The organism is Yeguia hominis (genome assembly GCF_014384705.1).
GTDB lineage: Bacteria > Bacillota > Clostridia > Oscillospirales > Acutalibacteraceae > Yeguia > Yeguia hominis.
The window spans coordinates 23,409-44,023 of record NZ_JACRSN010000023.1 but is presented as its reverse complement, the minus strand read 5'-3'; the positions used below and the strand labels follow the sequence as shown (position 1 = coordinate 44,023).

Genomic DNA, 20,615 nt, shown 5'->3' with positions numbered 1-20,615 from the left:
TCTGATTGCAAAAGAAGCAATGGCTTTGCAGGAAGGAGATGTTGCCTGATTGACTTTACGCACAGCTATGCGCTTTGGAGATTTTTCAAAAAATATCTCAAAACCACTTGACAGAAGGGTGAAATCGTCCGTGACATCGGCGGTTTGTTGGAGAGCAAGGGCTATGAGGTGCGTGTCCTTGACCTAATCAATATGCACCGCAGCCATTGCTACAATCCCTTTGTGTATCTGCGCAACGACAATGATGTGCAGCGTTTGGTAACGAATCTGTTTAAGGCAACTACGCCAAAAGGCTCACAGTCGCAAGACCCGTTCTGGGATACGGCGGCAAGTATGCTGCTTCTTGCATTGGTGTTTTATCTCAAATACGAAGCTCCGCCCGACGAGCAGAATTTTCCTATGGTTATGGAGTTGCTTCGTGCAGGTGAAGTCCGTGAGGACGACGACAGCTATGTAAGCCCTCTGGACGAGCTGTTTGACCGTCTGGAAATGATAAACCCAGAGCATATCGCCCTCAAGTATTACAGGGATTATCACTCTGGCTCGGCAAAGACCTTAAAGAGTATTCAAATCACGCTTGCCGCAAGGCTTGAAAAATTTAATCTGGAGAGCCTTGCGGGGCTTACCGCCACCGATGAGCTTGACCTGCCGAGTCTGGGAGAAAAGAAAGTCGCTTTGTTTGCCTTGATACCCGACAATGATACGAGCTTTAACTTCCTTGTCAGTATCCTTTATACGCAGCTCTTTCAACAGCTCTTTTATCTGGCAGACCATAAATACGGCGGCAGCCTGCCCGTGCATTGCCACTTTATAATGGACGAATTTGCGAATGTATCGCTGCCCGATGACTTCGATAAGATTTTGTCCGTTATGCGTTCCAGAGGGGTGTCGGTGTCCATTATCCTGCAAAATCTGGCGCAGCTCAAAGCCCTTTTCGAGAAGCAATGGGAAAGCATCGTAGGCAACTGCGATGAATTTCTTTACCTCGGCGGCAATGAGCAAAGCACCCACAAATATGTGTCGGAGCTGCTCGGCAAGGAAACCATTGATACCAACACCTACGGAAAAAGCTCTGGGCGAAGCGGAAACTATTCGACCAACTATCAAATATCGGGGCGTGAGCTTATGACCCCAGACGAAGTGCGTATGCTTGATAACCGCTACGCACTTCTTTTTATTCGGGGAGAACGCCCCGTAATGGACTTCAAATATGACATTATGAAGCACCCGAATGTGAAGCTGACTGCTGATGGAGGGCAGCCACCGTATATTCACGGAGAGCCGACGCAGGTAGTTGCAACCCTTGTGTTTGACAGCGATATTCCTCAAAGCGCCGTAAGCATAAACGCTGTCAGCACTTCCTACGAGCTTCTGTCCGATGAGGACTTGGAAGAAATATTCAACATCTAAAAGGAGGATTTATCTATGAAACTTTTTAAGAACAATGAGGGCAAGAAAACCGAAAAGCTGCCGATGTCTGGCAAGGTCAGAAAGGGGTTCCGCTTTTACTGCACAGCAGTAATGGCATTGACCTTTGTTGTGGGAACATCCGTGACCGCTTTTGCGGCGAATGACCCTATTGCCGTAGTCAATAACCTGTCCGACTTCATTTTCGGTCTGGTAAGAGCTGTTGGTATGATTATGCTCGGCTTCGGTATTGTGCAAATTGGTCTGTCCCTCAAATCTCACGACCCGTCCCAGAGAGCAAACGGCTTTTTGACCCTTGCGGGCGGCGTGGTCATTACCTTTGCAAAGGAAATCTTGACCCTTATCACAGGCTGAGAGAACAACAGAATGACACAAGACTGACGGTAACGGGGGCAGATCCGCTTTGCGGAATTGCCCCCGTTATCCAAATCAATAAGGAGGTGGTCGAATGTCTGATAATTGGATTGTGCAGAACTTGGAGAACGCTCTTGAAACTTGGAATGAGAAGCTGTCGGAGATATGGCAACTCATTACCCAATCCCCAGAGAGCTTTAAGGGCGGCACGATATGGAATGTTATCGTAAATATACACGGCGCAGTGCAGGCAATCGGGCTTGCGTTGCTCGTTCTCTTTTTTGTCGTAGGCGTAATGCGTACCTGCGGCAGCTTTGCAGAGGTCAAGAAACCAGAACACGCATTAAAACTGTTTATCCGCTTCGCCCTTGCCAAAGGTGCTGTGACCTATGGCTTGGAGCTGATGATGGCTCTTTTCAATATCGTACAGGGACTTATTTCAACCATTATGAACGCCGCAGGCTTCGGAACGGCACAGCAGACGGTATTACCGTCGGAAATCGTGACCGCCGTTGAGGACTGCGGCTTTTTCGAGAGTATCCCGTTATGGGCGGTCACGCTGATAGGCGGTCTGTTTATTACGGTACTGTCGTTCATTATGATTATGTCGGTGTACGGCAGATTTTTTAAGCTGTACCTTTATACCGCCATTGCCCCTGTTCCGCTTTCTACTTTTGCGGGAGAGCCGAGCCAGAGTGTCGGCAAGAGCTTTATCAAGAGCTATGCCGCCGTGTGTCTGGAGGGCGCAATCATTGTGCTTGCCTGCATCATCTTTTCGCTCTTTGCGGCTTCACCCCCTGCGGTTGACCCAAATGCTGCGGCTGTGTCTATGGTATGGAGCTATATCGGAGAGCTTGTATTTAATATGCTCGTCCTTGTCGGTGCGGTCAAAATGTCCGACCGTGTTGTAAGAGAAATGATGGGCTTATAAAGGAGGTTCGACGAATTGGAAGTTAAGATAAACAAGGAAATCCGTAATTACACGGAGAGTATGTTTTTCGGACTGTCTTTGCGGCAGTTCGTTTTTTCGGTACTTGCCTGCGGAGTGGCGGTCGGGCTGTATTTTCTGCTGCGCCCGCACTTCGGAACGGAAACTCTCAGTTGGGTATGTATCCTCGGTGCTGCGCCTTTTGCGCTGATGGGCGCTTTATCAAATACAACGGGATGAACGCCGAGCAGTTTTTCTGGGCGTGGATTAAATCGGAGTTCCTTATGCCGAAAAAGCTGATGTTTCACCCCGATAATCTCTACTATGAAACGCTGAAAGCAACAATTCAAAATCACGAAAAGGAGGCGTTGAAGAACAATGCTTAAAACACTCAAAAACCTGTTCAAACAGGACAAGGAGAAGTTTGTCGTGCCGAAATCGGTACAGAGCGTTATCCCAATTAAAACTATCTGGGAGGACGGTATCTTCCTTGTCGGCAAGAACAAGTACGCTAAGACATTCAAATTTGAGGACATCAATTACGCCGTAGCAAGCCGTGAGGATAAGGAAGCAATGTTCCTTGAATACTCGGAGCTGCTTAATTCTCTTGACAGCGGAGCTACTACGAAAATCACTATCAATAACCGCCGCTTAAACAAAGCGGACTTTGAACAGACGATACTCATTCCTATGGCTGATGACGCTCTGGATAAGTATCGCAAGGAATATAACAAGATGCTCCTTGATAAAGCGACGGGAGCAAACTCCATTGTGCAGGACAAGTATGTGACGGTATCTGTCAACAAGAAAAACATTGAGGAAGCCCGAAACTATTTCGCCCGTGTGGGCGCTGACCTTATTGCACACTTTTCCCGTCTGGGGTCACGCTGCGTAGAGCTTGAAGCCGAAGAAAAGCTCCGTATTTTTCACGACTTTTACCGCACAGGTGAAGAAACGGCGTTCCGTTTCGATATTTCCCAGACGATGCGAAAGGGTCACGACTTCAAGGACTTTATCTGCCCCGACACCTTTGAATTTGAAAAGGACTGTTTCAGAATGGGTGACAGATACGGGCGTGTGATTTTTCTCAGAGAATACGCCGCCTATATCAAGGACAGTATGGTAGCGGAGCTTTGTGAGCTGAACAGAAATATGATGCTCTCCGTTGACATTATTCCCGTTCCCACAGATGAAGCCGTGCGAGAGGTGGAGAACCGCTTGCTCGGTGTGGAAACCAACATCACGAATTGGCAGCGAAAGCAAAACCAGAACAACAACTTTTCTGCCGTTGTGCCGTATGACTTGGAGCAGCAGCGAAAAGAAAGCAAGGAGTTCCTTGATGACCTTACGACCCGTGACCAGAGAATGATGTTCGCTGTGCTGACTATGGTGCATACGGCTGACAGCAAGGAGCAGCTTGACAGCGACACCGAAGCGTTGCTCACAACTGCCAGAAAGCACTTGTGTCAGTTTGCCGTGCTGAAATACCAGCAGATGGACGGCTTAAATACGGTGCTGCCTTTCGGCGTGCGAAAGATTGACGCCCTGCGTACCCTTACTACGGAAAGTCTTGCGGTGTTTATTCCGTTTCGGGTGCAGGAAATCTATCACGAGAACGGCGTTTATTACGGGCAGAATGTAATCAGCAAGAATATGATTATCGCCAACCGCCGCCACCTGCTCAACGGTAATTCCTTTATCCTCGGCGTGTCGGGTGCAGGCAAATCCTTTACGGCAAAGGAAGAAATGACGAACATCATTCTGACCGACCCCAACGCCGATATTATCATTATTGACCCAGAGCGAGAGTATTCGCCGCTTGTTAAGGCAATGCAGGGCGAGGTCATTCACATCTCAGCAACGAGCGAAAACCATATCAACGCTATGGATATGAACTCCGATTACGGTGACGGTGCTAACCCCGTTATCTTGAAATCGGAGTTTATTTTGTCCCTTTGCGAACAGCTCATCGGCGGCAGCAGTCTTGGCGCAAAGCAGAAATCCATCATTGACCGCTGTACCGCTTCGGTGTATCGGTATTATCAGCAAGGCAACTATATGGGAACGCCGCCGACCTTGCAGGACTTCCGTGAGGAGCTGTTGAAGCAGGACGAGCCAGAAGCACAGGAAATCGCCCTTGCCATTGAGCTTTTCACGGACGGCTCTCTTAACACTTTTGCAAAGCATACGAATGTGGATACCCACAGCCGCCTTATCTGCTATGACATTCTGGATTTGGGCAAGCAGTTACAGCCTATCGGTATGCTTGTTGTTCTTGACAGCATCTTGAACCGTATTACCCAGAACAGAGCCAAAGGCAGAAACACTTTCATCTTCATTGATGAGATTTATCTGCTCTTTCAGCACGAATACTCCGCCAACTTCCTCTTTACGCTCTGGAAAAGAGTAAGAAAATACGGTGCGTACTGCACAGGTATCACGCAGAATGTGGACGACCTTTTGCAGAGCCACACGGCAAGAACAATGCTTGCCAACAGCGAGTTTATCATTATGCTCAATCAAGCGTCCACAGACCGTATCGAGCTTGCCAAGCTCCTTAATATCTCCGACCTTCAGCTTAGTTATATCACGAATGTCGGCGCAGGACAGGGGCTTCTCAAGGTCGGCAGCTCTCTTGTGCCGTTTGTCAACAAGTTCCCCCGCAATACCGAGCTTTATAAGTTGATGACGACCAAGTTCGGAGAGGTGTAAAATGCAGAAATTGCGGTGTTCGTGTCGTATCGTGAGAGGTTAGCAGAAATAATCATGTTGATTAGTGCGAGAATTCAAGGAAATTTCATTGATTTTTACACGAACATCTGCTATACTATGGTCAGTACCTTTAAGGAGGACTGCTTATGTATAGAAAGATTATGGGCTTCTTGGAAGCTTGGAAAGAAAACGAACACCGCAAGCCCCTTATTTTACAGGGCGCAAGACAGGTCGGAAAGACCTATTCCATTCTGGAGTTCGGGCGCACCCATTACGAAAATGTGGCATACTTCAACTTTGAAACCAATCCAAAGCTGAACGAAACCTTTGAGGAAAACATCAGCCCCGATTATCTGATACCGATTTTGTCCCATATCGCAGGTCAGACTATCGTAAAGGAAAAAACGCTGATAGTCTTTGATGAGGTGCAGCTTTGCGAAAGGGCTTTGACCTCGCTCAAATATTTTTGCGAGAACGCTCCAGATTATCACATCATCGTCGCAGGCAGCTTGCTCGGTGTTGCGGTCAACAGAGCAAAATTCTCTTTCCCCGTAGGAAAGGTCGATATGAAAACGCTCTATCCTATGGATATGGAGGAATTTATGTTGGCGCTCGGTGAGGACGATTTGGTGGAGCAGATTAAAAAGTGCTTCCAAACCGATACGCCGCTGCCGTCTGCCTTGCACGATGCCGCAATGCAGCTTTACCGTCAGTATCTTGTGGTCGGCGGTATGCCAGAGTGCGTGATGCAGTTTGCCGAAACAAAGGATTATATCCTTGTCCGCCATACGCAGGATACGATACTTGCAAGCTATCTCAACGATATGAGCAAGTATAACAACTTGAATGAAATCAAGAAAACCAGACTTGCCTATGATAACATTACCGTTCAGCTTTCAAAGAAGAATACCCGTTTCCAATATAAGCTGATTAAGAAAGGCGGACGGGCATCCGAATTTGAAAATGCGATTGAATGGCTCTGCCTGTCTGGTATCGTGTCACAGGTCTACAAGGTGGAGCAAATCAAAAAGCCTCTTGAAAACTACCGTGATATTGATGCGTTCAAGATTTATGTGTCCGACTTAGGATTGCTTTGCGCCAAGAAAGACTTAGCCGCTAATGACATTCTCTATATGGTTGAGGAAATCAACGATTTCAAGGGCGGTATGGCGGAGAACTATGTCAATGTGCAGCTCTCCATTAACGGCTACCACACCTACTATTGGGAGTCCGAGCGTGGAGCTGAAATTGATTTTATCATTCAGCGTGACGGACAGCTCATTCCCATTGAGGTCAAATCTGCTGACAACACCAGAGCCAAGAGCTTAAAGGTCTATATGGACACCTACAAGCCCGCTTATGCTATCAAGCTCTCTGCCAAAAACTTCGGCTTTGAGGACAATAAAAAAATCGTTCCTCTCTATGCCGCATTTTGTATCTGAAATCAATATTTTGGCGATAACGCTCACAGAAAATGTGGGCGTTATTTTTTGCCCCTAAAACAGAATAAGAAAGGATAACTCTTATGAAGAAATATACGAAAATCATCTGTATGGTTGCTGCCGTGTGCCTGTTAGGTGCGGCGGCTTTTTGCGGCTTCCGTATTTGCAGCCACTATGCACACGAAAGTGAGCAGGAAGAAGTCTTTGAGAAAATTGCCGAGGTTGTGGAACAGGCGCAGACAGGCGAAAGCGAAACTGCCGATGTTCTGCTCACGGAGGAGGAAACCGTGCTTGCGGAATACGGCGAGTTGTATCTGCAAAATACGGATATGGTCGGTTGGCTTTCGATTGCCGGCACGAATATCAACTATCCCGTAATGCAGACCCCGAACAACCCCAATTATTATCTGAAGCACAATTTTGAAAAGGAGTACAGCGATTTAGGTACTCCGTATGTGCAGGAAAATTGCGACCTATTGACGAGCGATAACCTTGTTATTTACGGTCATCACATCAAGGGGCAAAAGATGTTCGGCGCATTGGAGAATTACAAGAGCAAGGATTTTTACGAGGAACACAAGACCGTTTGCTTTGATACCCTTACCAAACGGGGTGAGTATGAAATCATTGCCGTGTTCAAAACGGTTGCGTACAGCTCAGAGGGCTTCCGCTACTACGATTTTGTAGACGCAGAGGACGAAAACGATTTTAACGCTTATATCGCCAAGTGCAAGGAGCTTGCCCTGTACGATACAGGTGTGACCGCCGAATACGGCGACAGGCTTATTACGCTTTCAACCTGCGAATACTCCGCACAAAACGGCAGGCTTGTTGTAGTGGCAAAAAAGGTTGCCTAATATCTGTACCGCTTCAAGGAAAGGAGGCTTTTAATGGCTGATATAAAAACCAGAGATGCGGTCAAAGGCACGATAAAGACCATAGACAAAGCCGCCATTGCTACCGAGCGTATGAAGTCCGCTTATGCAAAAACAAAGGATAAGGCGGAACAAGGCTGCTATACTGATGAAAGCTCCGCTACGGAATATGCTGCTGACAGGCTTTCCTACGGAGCTGACCGTATCAAGGACGAGGGTATCCACCAATTCAACAAGCAAGGTCAAAAGGCGGTCAAGGAAACAAGGGAAAATATCGGCAAGGCAAAGGATAAAATATCGTCCTACAAGCAGAAAAAGGCGGCAAAAGCCGCCGAACAGAATAACAACGGCTTGCAGATCCGTCACGGGGCTACAAGCCGTTCCTCTGCTCCCGATAGCACCCAAAGGGCAAAATCTCAGTTTATCAAGACCCGACAGCAAGGCAAAAAGACGGTCAAGACCACCGCCCGAAATACAGAAAAGACGGTCAAGGCGACCGCAAAAGGCACGGTCAAGACCACCCAGAAAAGCGTTAAGACTGCACAGGCTACCTCTAAGGCAGCTATCAAAACAGCCGAGCATACCGCCAAAGCAACGAAGGCAGCGGCAAAGGCTTCGGCAAAAGCGGCTCAAAGAGCTGCACAGGCGGCAAAAGCCACCGCCAAGGCTACGGTTGCTGCGGTGAAAGCGGCGGTAAAAGCTACGATTGCCGCAGTTAAGGCGATTATTGCAGGCGTCAAGGCGCTTGTAGCCGCCATTGCCGCAGGCGGTTGGATTGCCGTCGTGATTATAATTGTTATCTGTCTGATTGCCTTGATTGCAGGCTCGGTGTTCGGCATTTTCTTTTCGGGCGAGGACTCTGGAAACGGTATGACAATGCAGAGTGTTGTCCGAGAAATCAATGCCGAATACGATACCCGTCTTGACGAAATCCAAGGCAGCACGACCTATGATGTTCTGGAAATGTCGGGCAGCCGTGCGGTCTGGAAAGAGGTGCTTGCGGTCTATTCCGTAAAGACTGCTACCGACCCAGACAATCCGCAGGAAGTGGCAACGATGGACGAGGGCAAAAAGCAGCTTCTATCGGGTATTTTCTGGGAGATGAACGAAATCAGCAGCAGAACGGAAAGCAAGACCGAAACCGTCATAACCGAGAGCGACGACGGTCACGGGAACATCGTGCAGACGGAAACCACCGTTACACGGACTTATCTGTATATCACGGTCAGTCACAAGACCGCCGATGAAATGGCAGACCTATACGGCTTTAATGAGGAACAGCGACAGCAGCTATCGGAATTACTTGCCGAGGAAAACAATTCGCTCTGGTCTGCGGTGCTTTATGGTATCTCCGTTGGTGACGGCGAAATCGTGACCGTTGCTTTGTCGCAGGTCGGCAATGTGGGCGGTCAGCCCTATTGGTCTTGGTACGGCTTTGACGGGCGTGTAGAATGGTGCGCTTGTTATGTGAGTTGGTGTGCGAATGAATGCGGCTATATCGACAGCGGCGTGATACCGAAATTCGCAGGCTGCGCTAATGGGGTGCAATGGTTCAAAGACCGTGGGCAATGGCAGGACAGCAGCTTTGAGCCGTCGGCAGGTCAAATCATCTTCTTTGATTGGGAGTGCGACGGCGAGGTTGACCACGTGGGCATTGTAGAGAAGTGCGAAAACGGCATTGTCTACACCGTTGAGGGTAACTCTGGCGACGCTTGCAGGCAGAAGCAATACGCTGTCGGCAGCAGCGTTATTTACGGATACGGTATCCCTGCCTATTAAAAAAGGGCAAAAGAAAAACAGAGGTTTTTCTTTCCTCTGTTTACTCTTTTGCCTTACATAAACCGTTGGCAGTTGCTTCTACAATGGACAGTTCTTTATCATCTAAATTGTCGAGCTGTGCGTCTAAGCGTCTGCGGGCGGAACTTTTATTGACTTCCTTATTGGGGAATATGTATTCGTCAACCGAAATGTTGAACATCGTCACAAGCTGAATAAACAACTCCAGACTCGGCTTTTGCCCCTCATTTTCAATCGCCTGTAAATGCCTTGGGTCGTAGTCAACGATACGGGCAAGCTGCTCTCTCGTCATACCCTGTGCTGTTCTGGCTTTTTTGATAGCCAGACCGATTGGCATAAAATCGAAGTCAAAATCATTATTTCTTTCGTCCATAAGCTCACCACCTTGTACCTGTAAAATCGTACTATATATATTTTACAGAAACGAGGCTTCTTATGAAACGGTCTGAAATCTCTTGCAATAGGATATTAAACCTCTTATATCAGGCGATTAAAGTTCATAATTGCATACTTGATACTGCTCGGCAAATCAATTATAATAAATGTTGTCATACCGTGTCAGGTTTTTGATGGTATCTTATTATCAAAGGAGAATAAGACAATGCAGGAAAGCAGGTTGTTTAAGATAGTATATCACTTACTTGATAAAGGTCGGGCTACTGCCTCAGAACTGGCAGAAAAGTTTGAAGTATCTGTAAGAACGATTTATAGAGATATTGACGCTCTAAGCGGCGCAGGTATTCCTATTTATGCGGAAGCGGGGCGAAATGGCGGCATTTATTTAATGAATGACTTTGTTATGGATAAAGCTGTGCTTACCGAAGAAGAAAAGCGAGAAATTCTAACAGCCTTGCATAGCATCAATTCCACAAGCAATATTGACAACAGCCAAATACTGCAAAAACTCTCTGCGATATTTAATGTCGGTTCAGAAAGCTGGCTTGAAGTGGATTTTTCCAGATGGGGCAATAACGGAACTGATAATACAAAATTTGAATTGCTGAAATCGGCAGTAATTCAACAAAGGTGCGTGAAAATAACCTACGCCAACTCCTATGGAACGATTAGCGAGAGAATTATCCAACCGTTAAAAGTGTTATATAAATCTATATCGTGGTATTTGAAAGCGTACTGTACGGAAAAACAGGACTATCGCATTTTTAAGCTGACTCGCATTATAACATTGGAAGTGCTTGCAGACACTTTTGATAAAAAGTCTTTTCCAGAATTAGATGAGATGTCGGGGCAAGTTTATAGTACAATCGTACTGCGCTTTGCCAAAGAAATCTCGTATCGTGTTTATGATGAATTTGATAATACTCAAATAAGCACAGAAGAAAATGGGGATTTAATCGTATCTGTTGAAATGCCAGAAGATGAATGGTTAATCGGGTATTTGTTATCATTCGGAACACAGGTGGATATTGTAGAGCCTGCGCATCTCAAGGACATCGTTGCAAAGCAGGCGAAAAGTATCTATGAAAAATATAAATCTTGACACAGGGTGTCAGTATAAGTGTGGTACAATCTACTCACAAATTAGAATAAATAGAGATTTATAAGGAGAACATTATGGCTTTCGATTTCAAAAAAGAATACAAAGAATTTTATATGCCGAAGAACAAACCAGAGATTGTTACTGTTCCGAAGGCTAACTACATTGCTGTACGAGGAAAAGGCAATCCTAACGAGATTGACGGCGCTTATCAGCAGGCAATCAGCATCCTATACGCTGTTGCTTACACGCTGAAAATGAGCTATAAAACAGAACATAAAATCGAGGGCTTTTTTGAGTATGTTGTTCCTCCGCTGGAGGGCTTTTGGTGGCAGGATAATGTTGATGGTATAGACTACGCCGATAAAGCTGCATTTAACTGGATTTCTGTCATTCGACTGCCCGAATTTATTACTAAAAAGGATTTTGAATGGGCGGTAGAAACCGCATCCGAAAAGAAAAAGCTCGACTGCTCATCGGCGGAATTTCTGACCGTTGATGAGGGCTTGTGTGTTCAAATAATGCACATAGGCGCATTTGACGATGAACCGCAAACGGTAGCGTTAATGGATGAATATATAGCGCAGAACGGTTATGAAAATGATATAACCGAAAGCCGATTGCATCACGAAATTTACTTATCAGATGCACGGAAAGTAGCACCAGAAAAATGGAAAACCGTTATTCGCCATCCAATTAAAAGGTCAAGGCAAAAAAATATTTAAAAACCTATTGACTCTGACGCTGCGTCATAGTTTAGAATGATATTACACGGAAAGGAGTGATAAATATGCGAACAGTAAAAGAGGTTAGCAAACTAACAGGTGTTAGTGTGCGCACACTACACTATTATGATGCCATTGGTCTTTTAGAGCCTACAAAAGTAACTGATGCAGGCTACCGAATGTATGACGATACATCCCTTAGCCGTTTGCAAAACATTCTGTTGTTTCGTGAATTGCAATTTCCTCTAAAAGAAATTAAAGAAATTCTTGATAGTCCTAATTTTAATCAAGAGGAAGCAATAGCGCAGCAAATCAAACTGTTAGAATTGCAATATAAGCATATAGGCGAGCTTATTTCCTTTGCCCGTGAAATTCAAACTAAAGGAGTAAAGACAATGAATTTTGAAGTTTTTGATGCGAAAGAAATTGAACAATACAAGGCGGAAGTCAAATCAAAATGGGGAAATTCTAAAGCATATCAAGAGTATGAACAACGAGCTGTTTCTCACAGTGAACACAACTATCATAAATTTGCCAATGAGATTATGTCGTTGTTCACCGAGTTAGGAGCGATGAAGCAATTGCCCCCTACAGATAAGGCTGTTCAAGAAAAAGTAGCTGCTTTGCAATCCTATATAAATGAAAACTTCTATACTTGCAGCAATGACATTTTAAAAGGTTTGGGCGAAATGTATGTCTGTGATGACCGGTTTAAGAAAAACATTGACCGTGTTAGCGGAGAAGGAACAGCGGAGTTTGTAAGAGAGGCAATTTTCATTTATTGTGATAAGTAAAGCTTGAATATGAATGCCAATGAATATCTTACTCCACCCGAAGTAGAGTCCCGTTAAAGAGTGAATTTCGGACATATCAACCATTGGTTCCTGTTAAAAATCGTCATACGGCGATATAGTGGATGTAAGAAAGGAGGTGCTCCTCATGGAACAGGAGAAAATTGGAAAATTCATAGCTTCCTGTCGGAAGGAGCAAGGTTTCACACAAGCTGTTCTTGCGGAGAAACTTGGCATCACAGACCGTGCCGTATCAAAATGGGAAACTGGACGGAGTCTGCCAGATGCAGCCATTATGCCAGAACTATGTGACCTGCTAAAAATAAACCTAAGCGAGCTTTTCAGTGGGGAGCGAATCGCAATGGAGAACTACAAGGAAACTTCGGATGCTTTGCTCTTGGAGATGAAGAAGCAGGAGGAATCGTTAAATAAATGGATTCTGCATCTGGAGAAGCTTCTTATCTCAATGGCGATTGTTGTATCTCTCACTATGATACTTGTCGGATGCTATTTGATGAAAGACCATCTTGCCCTCGGAATCGCTTTATTGGCATTTGGAGCTGCGGTAGTTTTCGCCACTTGCTTTGTAGGAGTAAGAATTGAGCACGATACGGGATACTACGAATGCCCTGTATGCAAAAAAAGATATGTACCGACAATGAAAGCTGTTGTTATGGCGCTGCATAGCGGCACATCAAGAAAGATGAAATGCCCATACTGCGGAAACAAATCGTATCATAAAAAGGTTCTTACAAAGTAATTACAAATTCCAGTTTGTCAAGCGGAATTCGCTGTTTGTGGGGAAGCATTCTCATGAAAAATGCGCTATACTTTTCTTCGGAGGGATATAAAAATGGATCAAATCAAAATCGGAAAATTCATAGCCGCCCTGCGAAAAGAGAAAGGTTTGACGCAAGAGCAGCTCGGAGAAAAGCTCGGCGTGACCAACAAAACCATTTCTCGTTGGGAGAATGGAAACTATATGCCAGATGTTGAAATGCTGGCGCTGCTTTCAAAGGAATTCGGCGTAAGTATTAACGAGCTTATAAGCGGTGAACGGCTTTTGGCGGAGGACTTCCAGAAAGCCGCTGACGATAATCTTGTTACGGCGCTGAACAACAGCACCTTTACGCTGAAAGAAAAGATAGCGTTTTTTAAGAAGAAATGGTTGCACGAACATATCTCAACTATCGCCCTGTGCATTGTGGCGTGGATAGGTATTATAATATGGACAGCGCTGAAATTACGAGGAAGCGACTCTTATGCGATTTTGGGTGCAATAGGCAGTATGCTTGCTATACTTTTCTATGTGGTACTGTATAACCGTATGATGGTATATGTGGAGAACCACGCATATCGGGCAACGCCATACAAGGAAACCGAAACGAAAAACTAACCTTGATAAATCCAAAGTAGTTGAATGCTGTCTGAGTATTGGCAGCAAAGAGTTTGTGAACTTTTTGTTTTCCTCTTGACAAAACGGGTCTACAAGTGTTAGACTATAAGCAAAGGTCTAATGCTTGTAGACCCGCAAGGAGGATTATAATGAAAAATTACAAACTTGGAGATATGGAACTGGAGTTTGCCAACTTAATTTGGGAGAATGAGCCTATTTCCTCTGGAGGCTTGGTTCAGCTTTGTGAGCAGAAATTCTCTTGGAAGAAATCCACCACATATACGATGCTGAAGCGTCTTTGTGATAAGGGCATTTTTCAAAACAATTCGGGCAATGTCGTTTCTGTCCTTTCAAAGCAGGAGTGGTTTACGAAGCAAAGTGAGGGCTTCGTGGAAGAAACATTCAACGGTTCTCTGCCACAATTCTTAGTGGCGTTTACCCGCCGCAAAAAGCTCTCAAAGCAGGAAATCGCTGAGATACAGAAAATCATCGACCAAAATGTAGAGGAATGACTATGAGCGACAAAGTATTTCTCGATATTGTAAATATGAGTATTACGGGCAGCTTTGCTATCTTAATTATTATGTTGGCACGGTTGCTGCTGAAAAAAGCTCCAAAGGTTTTCTCCTACGCATTATGGTTTGTTGCCTTTTTCCGTCTGCTTGTACCCGTTTCCTTTGAAAGCGTTTTGAGCATATTGCCGTTCAACACCACGCCGCTTTCTACGGATATGCTTTATATTGAAACCCCTTATGTGGAAACGGGTATAAAAGCAATAGACAGCGTAATCAACCCTGTTGTAGCAACTGAGGTTTTCGATTCTACCGCAAATGTATATCAGATATTTACCTTTTGGGGGAAGATTATATGGTTCATCGGCGTTTGTGCGTTTTGCCTGTATAGCATACGCTCATATTCCAAACTCAAAAAGAAATTACAGAGTGCCGTCCTTCTTCGGGATAATATTTATATTTCGCAAGTAGTCGGCACGCCCTTTGCGCTTGGATTGCGAAATCCAAAAATATACTTGCCGAGCAATTTGGCTGACGCACAGGAATATGTAATTGCCCACGAACAGACGCATCTCGCTCGGCGTGATAACCTTGCGAAGATATTAGGATATGTTGTTCTTATCCTGCATTGGTTTAACCCTCTTGTGTGGCTTGCGTTCAAGCTGTTCGTTACCGATATGGAAATGTCCTGCGATGAAAGCGTAATCAGAAATTCAAAGGAGGACATTCGCAAAGAATACAGCCGGTCGCTTTTAGAGCTTTCTATTGAAAAAAGCACACTTGGCATACCGATGGCGTTTGCCGAGGGAAATCCCAAAGAAAGGATAAAGAATGTTATGAAATCAAACACGAAAAAAATAATTGGATTTGCAGGTTTAGGGGCGGTAATTTTAATTGTGGTCATTGCAATATGCCTTATTCCTAACCGTCCGCAGTATGCGACGGCAAAGCAAACTATTACTGAAATCAACGCAATTGCAACTCCGTCTGCAACGCACGCCGAAATTAAAACTGCCGACGGGAACAAAACCATTACAGACAGCGCATATTTCAATGAACTGTTGACCTTTGTTGAAGGTATTGAGATCAACACGAAAGAAGTTAAGAGAGGCTCTTGGATTGACAGCGAGGAAAATAACAAGATTACATTTTACCGAGCAGACAATTCTATGGACTCCATAATCAGTTTCACTTCCGATTATTCTAAGATTTGGATTGAAACAAGCGCAACGATTTCTTTCACATATAGTGTCAAAGACCCAGCAGAAGTGCAAAAGGGACTTGCAGCTTTCCTTGGCAACAATAGCTAAGGCAATCTTGCGTTTGTGACTCGGAGGAAATATGCCTAATGCAAAAAGAAAAATTTATACTATGCCCCGTCTGCGGCAACAAAACAAGAGTACAGATACGGGAGGATACAGAGCTAAAGAATTTTCCCCTGTTCTGTCCCAAGTGCCATAAGCAGACCTTGATAAATGCAAAGCAACTGAATATCACAACAGCAGAAGTGCCAGACGCTAAGACGCAGAGCCGATGAACCTGTGAGATACCTCACAGCTCGTCGGCTCTTTTTTCATCAATAAATTTGGCAGCACAGCCCACCAAATAAAAAAAACGGTGCTTTGGTGGGCTGCTCTGTCACGCCCAAACAAAAATAGCTCAGCCCTCTAAGCCCGTTTAAGGTTTGGAGGGATTTTTTATGTGTTGGTCTAATATGACCGCAACGCTGCTCATCAGAAGCAGCGGATACATATAGAGTGTCACGCATGAACGAGGATAAGCTGTTAAAAAAATCCTCGCCTGTTCGTGGCACTTTTATGGTTTTCAAATAGAGATTTCATTTCTATGCCGTAGGTATAGTTATGCTTATTGCCGCAGAGGTCTTTGTACCTTTGCGGCTTTTTGCTTGTCCTGCTTCTCTTTGATACAGGACAAGCCCGCATCTGGCGTTGGTTGTCGCAGTCCGCCCGCCAGTCTGAGTTTTCAAAAAATTCAGATTGGAGGAAACAGTATGGCGTACAACAAAGCCAGAGAAGAAAAGAAATGGCGGCTATGGAAAGAAGCCGAAGAAAAACAGTTGCGGAGTTTGGGTGTCAGCGAGAAAGACATAGAAAAGCTCCGTGTTCACGATTGGGCGATTTTCAATTCCGACAGGCGTTACTATCAGCGTATGCAAGAAACAGGTACATACCTTGAAGAAGTCGCAGCGGATATGACACAGCCCGAAATAAACACGGTTGAGGACTTTCTGGATAACATCGAAAATCAGCAGCTCTATCAAGTGCTGATTAAGGTGGATAGGCTTACTCTGCATATCGCTTTTATGAAAGTACAGGGATATTCTACCCGTGAAATTGCATCGTATCTGCGTATCACGGAGAAAGCCGTTTACAGGCGATTGGACAGGCTCAAAGAAAAAATCCAAAAAATTTTTGAGTAGAGGGGAAAATTGAGCGTTCCCACGGGCTACAGGGTGAGAGGACAAAACCTCTCGCCCTGTTTTCCTTTGTGTGGCGAAAACGGGATTGCTCTTTGAAAACCGAATACCCATTCGCCAAATACCTTCTCTTTGTGATTGTGATAAGCATAAGCGTGTCGAGAGGTACGCCATAACCTGCCGTAAAGCAGAGAGCGACAACTACCTACTCAAAATATCGGGCAGCTCCCGATTTCGCCATAACCCACAAAGAGGACAATGATACTCCCGTCCAGTCACAGTCCGAGCGTGATAAAACCGTCGCAGGCAATGAGGGCGGCTCTGTCAGAACGACAGTTGGGGTGAAACTCCCGTGGCGTCAGTTCGCTGCTGACCGTTTGGCGACTTCCCAATAGCATTTCGGGGTGTCGAGGACAAATTGAAATGCTTTCTCATAGCAGCCAGACGCAAGGCGGTCAAAAGAACAGAGATATTGTTTATGCTCTCCCGACCTTAAATACTTCCTTGTGTTTGGCTGCCTACATAGGCAGAAAACCTCTGTCTAAATCATATTGGGAGGTCAAACACAATGGAATTGACTATCAAGCGTGGCGACATTTATTATGCGGAGCTAAATCCCGTTATCGGCTCTGAACAGGGCGGCACAAGACCTGTACTTATCATTTCCAACGATATAGGCAACAAGCATAGCCCTACGGTCATTATCGCCCCTATCACAAGTCGGGTACACACAAAAGCAAAATTACCTACGCACACCTTAATTAAAGACTTCGACGGTCTGGATAAGAACTCAATTATATTGTTTGAACAAATCCGCACCATAGACAAGCAACGCCTGCGAGAGTACTTAGGAACTCTTGACAGGCGTTTTATTCATTGCGCAGACAAAGCTCTCGCTATCAGCATCGGGCTTGCAAAAAAGGATTAGCTCTCTCGTTATACGGTACAAGCGGTAGCTCATATATTTTAGAAACGAGGGAGGTGTTGCGGCTGTTGCATAGAGAATTTGTTTATGTTGGCGACCCTGTTCCAGAATTAAACGAGCAGGAACACGCTGCGTTCCTTATGAATATCCAAAAGTCGATACTCCTTTCTTTGGAGAAAAGAAAGCTGCTGACACATTCTCAGCGGGAACGCTGTTTGGTCGAGCTTGAAAAGCAATATAGCAGGGAGCCAAAAAGCAGACGCCGAGCATAACGCTTGGCGTTTTTACATAGCCGAGTGAAAAAACAAATTTGCACATTCGACACCGCACTCTCTTTTTTCTATAATTAAATACAGTAACAAAGTTTACTGAGAAAGGAGCTTCGCTATGATAAATAGATATGAACGCCTAAACCAAGAGCTGAAGATGGTTGAAACAAAAAGAAAGGTAGCTGCATACTGCCGTGTTTCAACGGACAACGAAGACCAAGCCAATTCGTTTGAAAGCCAGCAGCGGTATTTCAGACAGTATATTGAGCGCAATCCCGATTGGGAGCTTTATGAGATTTTTGCCGATGAGGGCATTTCTGGCACGAACACAAAGAAGCGCAAAGAGTTTAACCGTATGATAGCGTGCGCCAAGAATGGCGACTTTGATTTGATTATCACCAAGGAGATTTCCCGTTTTGCGAGAAACACCCTTGATAGTATATATTACACCCGTGAATTGAAAAAGCACGGCGTCGGTGTTATATTTATGAATGACAATATCAACACCTTAGACGGCGATGCAGAGCTTCGTCTGGCGATTATGTCCTCTATTGCACAGGAAGAAAGCCGCAAGACTTCCGAGCGTGTGAAGTGGGGACAAAAACGCCAGATGGAACAAGGCGTTGTGTTCGGCAGAAGTATGTTGGGCTACGATGTCGAGGGCGGCAAAATGACCATTAACGAGGAAGGCGCAAAGGTTGTACGCCTTATCTTCCATAAGTTTGTCAATGAGGGCAAAGGAACGCACGTCATCGCCCGTGAGCTTCGTGAGGAAGGTATCAGCCCTATGCGGGTCAAGGAATGGAGCAACACGGTCATTCTGCGAGTGATACGCAACGAGAAATACTGCGGCGATTTGGTGCAGAAAAAGACCTATACGCCAGACTTCCTATCTCACGAAAAGAAATACAACCGTGGGCAAGAGGAATTTGTTATCATTAAAGACCATCACGAGCCGATTATCTCCCGTGAACTGTTCGATGAAGCAAACCGCATTTTAGATGCAAAGTCACTTTCGCAGGAGGGCAAGGCGAAGCACTCTAACCGCTATCCGTTCTCTGGTAAAATCAAATGCGGCTGCTGCGGCTCAAGCTATGTGGCAAGGTATAAAACCAGAAAGGACGGCAGCCGATACAAGGCGTGGCGCTGTAATGAAGCCGCAAAACACGGTAGCCCCCATATCGACAAAGCGGGAAACCAAGTCGGCTGTACGGGCTTGTCTATCCGCAATGAGGATGCGACCCACATTATGTATCTCGTAACCAAGAGCCTTAAATACAACAGGAACAAAATCATAAATAACCTAACTGCCGTCATTCAATCCATTATTGCTATGGATACGACGGGTACAGATGTCCTAAAGCTGCAAGAGCAGATTAAGAAGATTGAGGGCAAGCGGGCTAATCTGATTGACCTGTATATGTCCAATCTGATTAACAAGGACGAATTTACCGCCACCCGTGCAAGCTGCGATGCGGAAATCGAGGAGCTTCAATCTATCATCGAAAGCGTGGATAAGCAGCGTGAAATGATTGAGCAGCAACAGCAGCTCCTAAAAGAAATTGAGGATGCAATCAAAGAGATTGTCAGCGGTGTGGAGTACGAAGATGAATTCTATAAGCACATTTTAGACAAGATGGTAGTTCAAGATAAGGACAACATAGATGTATATCTGAATTTACTTCCTATGAAGTGGAGCTATACGGTTGCAAAAGCATCAAAAAAAGCCGTAGCCTCTGAATGGAACATTTCAGAGGCTTCTCTACCGATATCTGTCAAAATCGCTTTGAGCTCCGGATACGGCATCGTATAGCGCTGGCTCAGATAGCGCAAAGATGCACCGAGCTCCCCGTGGGGCCCGCCGTACTGTGCGGCGATTAGCTTTGCGAGAGCCGGATTCGGATTTTTGATGTTAATCGGATACTGTAGCCGCTTTTCGTAAGTCCACATCAGTCCTCATCCTCCTCTTGGCTGCTCTCCCAGGGCCATGGGCCGGTGATCCAGGCCCAGCGGCTCGTGTTTGCGCTGTTTTCGTTAATCGGGCCGTAAGTTTCTTCGTACTTGCTGACGAGTTCCGCTGTTTTTTCACGGACTTCCCGCAGCTTTTTAGCAGCATCCCGGTTGGCCGGGTGCGTATCGAGAAAAATATGCAGTTCCCACTCGGCAAATTGTTGTGCACGGATTTGCCGCATGAGTCTCATCTGTTCATTCATCGCGGTTCAACCTGCCTTCCGTAAAACGGTTTGTCGAGTTCCGGGAAAAGCGTTCCGTTATCCAGTGCTTTTTCCGGGGTATACACTTTTGAAAATTGCTGAAATGGCACATAGGCCATTGCGACTACCATATTTTCTGGCAGCGGCGCCATGGTGTTGTCTCCATTTCTGGAAAGCGCGCAGGCTCCGCCGGTGCATCCTTCAGAATTCATCGCTTCAAACTCCTTTCTGTGTTTCCATTCATTATCAAATTATGCAGGGATGTCCGGATGTGTGCGATTCTTGACAAAGCGCAGCGTCCATGTTTTAATCAAAA

At 45.4% G+C, this 20,615-nt stretch carries 20 protein-coding genes and 3 pseudogenes; 19 read left to right on the top strand and 4 right to left on the bottom strand.

Annotated elements, in window-relative coordinates; translation table 11 throughout:
• Positions 1–114: 114 nt before the first annotated feature.
• The 8 genes and pseudogenes from IAG03_RS12600 to IAG03_RS12565 all read left to right on the top strand — a co-directional run.
• Positions 115–1,410, top strand: a pseudogene (locus tag IAG03_RS12600) (VirD4-like conjugal transfer protein, CD1115 family); the annotation flags it as partial.
• A 15-nt stretch (positions 1,411–1,425) separates the two neighbouring features.
• On the top strand, positions 1,426–1,782 hold the full coding sequence (locus IAG03_RS12595; RefSeq protein ID WP_249320386.1) for a glutamyl-tRNA amidotransferase: 357 nt from the start codon (positions 1,426–1,428) through the stop codon (positions 1,780–1,782).
• 94 nt (positions 1,783–1,876) lie between these two features.
• Complete coding sequence (locus IAG03_RS12590; protein WP_249320384.1) at positions 1,877–2,713, top strand: VirB6/TrbL-like conjugal transfer protein, CD1112 family; 837 nt, start codon at positions 1,877–1,879, stop codon at positions 2,711–2,713.
• 15 nt (positions 2,714–2,728) lie between these two features.
• Positions 2,729–3,096 (top strand): annotated as a pseudogene (locus IAG03_RS12585) (PrgI family protein).
• Entirely contained in the window at positions 3,089–5,422 is a 2,334-nt protein-coding gene (locus IAG03_RS12580; protein WP_249320382.1) for a VirB4-like conjugal transfer ATPase, CD1110 family, read from the top strand. Before IAG03_RS12585 ends, IAG03_RS12580 begins: the two are co-directional and overlap by 8 nt.
• A 146-nt stretch (positions 5,423–5,568) precedes the next feature.
• Complete coding sequence (locus IAG03_RS12575; RefSeq protein WP_249320381.1) at positions 5,569–6,864, top strand: ATP-binding protein; 1,296 nt, start codon at positions 5,569–5,571, stop codon at positions 6,862–6,864.
• A gap of 83 nt (positions 6,865–6,947) precedes the next feature.
• The gene (gene srtB, locus IAG03_RS12570) at positions 6,948–7,721 is read left to right on the top strand and encodes a class B sortase (protein WP_249320380.1); all 774 of its coding nucleotides are present in this window, start codon (positions 6,948–6,950) and stop codon (positions 7,719–7,721) included.
• A 33-nt stretch (positions 7,722–7,754) separates the two neighbouring features.
• On the top strand, positions 7,755–9,518 hold the full coding sequence (locus IAG03_RS12565) for a CHAP domain-containing protein (protein WP_249320379.1): 1,764 nt from the start codon (positions 7,755–7,757) through the stop codon (positions 9,516–9,518).
• A 40-nt stretch (positions 9,519–9,558) separates the two neighbouring features.
• On the opposite strand, the gene IAG03_RS12560 is transcribed toward IAG03_RS12565, so the two are convergent.
• Positions 9,559–9,909 (bottom strand): helix-turn-helix transcriptional regulator, encoded by a 351-nt coding sequence (locus IAG03_RS12560; protein WP_249320378.1) that lies wholly within the window; start codon positions 9,907–9,909, stop codon positions 9,559–9,561.
• 228 nt (positions 9,910–10,137) lie between these two features.
• Here IAG03_RS12560 and IAG03_RS12555 point away from each other — a divergent pair, with 228 nt between their 5' ends.
• The 11 genes from IAG03_RS12555 to IAG03_RS12505 all read left to right on the top strand — a co-directional run bounded on the left by IAG03_RS12555 (position 10,138) and on the right by IAG03_RS12505 (position 19,899).
• Positions 10,138–11,034, top strand: coding sequence for a helix-turn-helix transcriptional regulator (locus IAG03_RS12555; RefSeq protein ID WP_249320377.1), 897 nt, complete (start codon positions 10,138–10,140; stop codon positions 11,032–11,034).
• Between the two features lie 74 nt (positions 11,035–11,108).
• On the top strand, positions 11,109–11,756 hold the full coding sequence (locus tag IAG03_RS12550) for a GyrI-like domain-containing protein (protein WP_249320376.1): 648 nt from the start codon (positions 11,109–11,111) through the stop codon (positions 11,754–11,756).
• A 65-nt stretch (positions 11,757–11,821) separates the two neighbouring features.
• The gene (locus IAG03_RS12545; RefSeq protein ID WP_249320374.1) at positions 11,822–12,550 is read left to right on the top strand and encodes a MerR family transcriptional regulator; all 729 of its coding nucleotides are present in this window, start codon (positions 11,822–11,824) and stop codon (positions 12,548–12,550) included.
• 145 nt (positions 12,551–12,695) lie between these two features.
• Positions 12,696–13,307 (top strand): helix-turn-helix domain-containing protein, encoded by a 612-nt coding sequence (locus IAG03_RS12540; protein ID WP_249320373.1) that lies wholly within the window; start codon positions 12,696–12,698, stop codon positions 13,305–13,307.
• Positions 13,308–13,400: 93 nt separating this feature from the next.
• Entirely contained in the window at positions 13,401–13,943 is a 543-nt protein-coding gene (locus IAG03_RS12535; RefSeq protein WP_249320372.1) for a helix-turn-helix domain-containing protein, read from the top strand.
• Positions 13,944–14,092: 149 nt separating this feature from the next.
• Entirely contained in the window at positions 14,093–14,455 is a 363-nt protein-coding gene (locus IAG03_RS12530; RefSeq protein ID WP_249320371.1) for a BlaI/MecI/CopY family transcriptional regulator, read from the top strand.
• A gap of 2 nt (positions 14,456–14,457) precedes the next feature.
• The gene (locus IAG03_RS12525; RefSeq protein ID WP_249320370.1) at positions 14,458–15,765 is read left to right on the top strand and encodes a M56 family metallopeptidase; all 1,308 of its coding nucleotides are present in this window, start codon (positions 14,458–14,460) and stop codon (positions 15,763–15,765) included.
• Between the two features lie 38 nt (positions 15,766–15,803).
• Positions 15,804–15,992: a cysteine-rich KTR domain-containing protein gene (locus IAG03_RS12520; protein WP_249320369.1), complete on the top strand. Its 189-nt coding sequence runs from the start codon at positions 15,804–15,806 to the stop codon at positions 15,990–15,992.
• A gap of 474 nt (positions 15,993–16,466) precedes the next feature.
• Positions 16,467–16,895 carry an ECF-type sigma factor gene (locus IAG03_RS12515; protein WP_249320368.1) on the top strand — a complete coding sequence of 143 codons (429 nt, stop codon included), beginning with the start codon at positions 16,467–16,469 and terminating at the stop codon, positions 16,893–16,895.
• Positions 16,896–17,460: 565 nt separating this feature from the next.
• Positions 17,461–17,820, top strand: a complete 360-nt coding sequence (locus tag IAG03_RS12510) for a type II toxin-antitoxin system PemK/MazF family toxin (protein WP_283243156.1) — start codon at positions 17,461–17,463, stop codon at positions 17,818–17,820.
• 384 nt (positions 17,821–18,204) lie between these two features.
• Complete coding sequence (locus IAG03_RS12505; RefSeq protein WP_249320367.1) at positions 18,205–19,899, top strand: recombinase family protein; 1,695 nt, start codon at positions 18,205–18,207, stop codon at positions 19,897–19,899.
• Here IAG03_RS12505 and IAG03_RS12500 read toward each other — a convergent pair.
• From IAG03_RS12500 to IAG03_RS12490, 3 genes and pseudogenes are all read right to left on the bottom strand, one after another.
• Positions 19,821–20,036 (bottom strand): annotated as a pseudogene (locus IAG03_RS12500) (manganese catalase family protein); the annotation flags it as partial. The gene IAG03_RS12505 and the pseudogene IAG03_RS12500 overlap by 79 nt on opposite strands.
• Positions 20,036–20,299: a spore coat protein CotJB gene (locus IAG03_RS12495; RefSeq protein ID WP_249320366.1), complete on the bottom strand. Its 264-nt coding sequence runs from the start codon at positions 20,297–20,299 to the stop codon at positions 20,036–20,038. The pseudogene IAG03_RS12500 and the gene IAG03_RS12495, both read right to left, overlap by 1 nt.
• Positions 20,296–20,511, bottom strand: a complete 216-nt coding sequence (locus tag IAG03_RS12490; RefSeq protein ID WP_249320365.1) for a spore coat associated protein CotJA — start codon at positions 20,509–20,511, stop codon at positions 20,296–20,298. Before IAG03_RS12490 ends, IAG03_RS12495 begins: the two co-directional genes overlap by 4 nt.
• Between the last annotated feature and the right edge of the window lie 104 nt (positions 20,512–20,615).

Bases quoted from the DNA above. Each gene is read 5' to 3' on its own strand.
- srtB (WP_249320380.1), top strand. From the start codon at position 6,948: ATGAAGAAATATACGAAAATCATCTGTATGGTTGCTGCCGTGTGCCTG.
- IAG03_RS12550 (WP_249320376.1), top strand. From the start codon at position 11,109: ATGGCTTTCGATTTCAAAAAAGAATACAAAGAATTTTATATGCCGAAG.
- IAG03_RS12495 (WP_249320366.1), bottom strand. From the start codon at position 20,299: ATGAATGAACAGATGAGACTCATGCGGCAAATCCGTGCACAACAATTT.
- IAG03_RS12505 (WP_249320367.1), top strand. From the start codon at position 18,205: ATGATAAATAGATATGAACGCCTAAACCAAGAGCTGAAGATGGTTGAA.
- IAG03_RS12580 (WP_249320382.1), top strand. From the start codon at position 3,089: ATGCTTAAAACACTCAAAAACCTGTTCAAACAGGACAAGGAGAAGTTT.
- IAG03_RS12510 (WP_283243156.1), top strand. From the start codon at position 17,461: ATGGAATTGACTATCAAGCGTGGCGACATTTATTATGCGGAGCTAAAT.
- IAG03_RS12560 (WP_249320378.1), bottom strand. From the start codon at position 9,909: ATGGACGAAAGAAATAATGATTTTGACTTCGATTTTATGCCAATCGGT.
- IAG03_RS12565 (WP_249320379.1), top strand. From the start codon at position 7,755: ATGGCTGATATAAAAACCAGAGATGCGGTCAAAGGCACGATAAAGACC.
- IAG03_RS12540 (WP_249320373.1), top strand. From the start codon at position 12,696: ATGGAACAGGAGAAAATTGGAAAATTCATAGCTTCCTGTCGGAAGGAG.
- IAG03_RS12575 (WP_249320381.1), top strand. From the start codon at position 5,569: ATGTATAGAAAGATTATGGGCTTCTTGGAAGCTTGGAAAGAAAACGAA.
- IAG03_RS12530 (WP_249320371.1), top strand. From the start codon at position 14,093: ATGAAAAATTACAAACTTGGAGATATGGAACTGGAGTTTGCCAACTTA.
- IAG03_RS12590 (WP_249320384.1), top strand. From the start codon at position 1,877: ATGTCTGATAATTGGATTGTGCAGAACTTGGAGAACGCTCTTGAAACT.
- IAG03_RS12520 (WP_249320369.1), top strand. From the start codon at position 15,804: ATGCAAAAAGAAAAATTTATACTATGCCCCGTCTGCGGCAACAAAACA.
- IAG03_RS12595 (WP_249320386.1), top strand. From the start codon at position 1,426: ATGAAACTTTTTAAGAACAATGAGGGCAAGAAAACCGAAAAGCTGCCG.
- IAG03_RS12515 (WP_249320368.1), top strand. From the start codon at position 16,467: ATGGCGTACAACAAAGCCAGAGAAGAAAAGAAATGGCGGCTATGGAAA.
- IAG03_RS12535 (WP_249320372.1), top strand. From the start codon at position 13,401: ATGGATCAAATCAAAATCGGAAAATTCATAGCCGCCCTGCGAAAAGAG.
- IAG03_RS12555 (WP_249320377.1), top strand. From the start codon at position 10,138: ATGCAGGAAAGCAGGTTGTTTAAGATAGTATATCACTTACTTGATAAA.
- IAG03_RS12490 (WP_249320365.1), bottom strand. From the start codon at position 20,511: ATGAATTCTGAAGGATGCACCGGCGGAGCCTGCGCGCTTTCCAGAAAT.
- IAG03_RS12525 (WP_249320370.1), top strand. From the start codon at position 14,458: ATGAGCGACAAAGTATTTCTCGATATTGTAAATATGAGTATTACGGGC.
- IAG03_RS12545 (WP_249320374.1), top strand. From the start codon at position 11,822: ATGCGAACAGTAAAAGAGGTTAGCAAACTAACAGGTGTTAGTGTGCGC.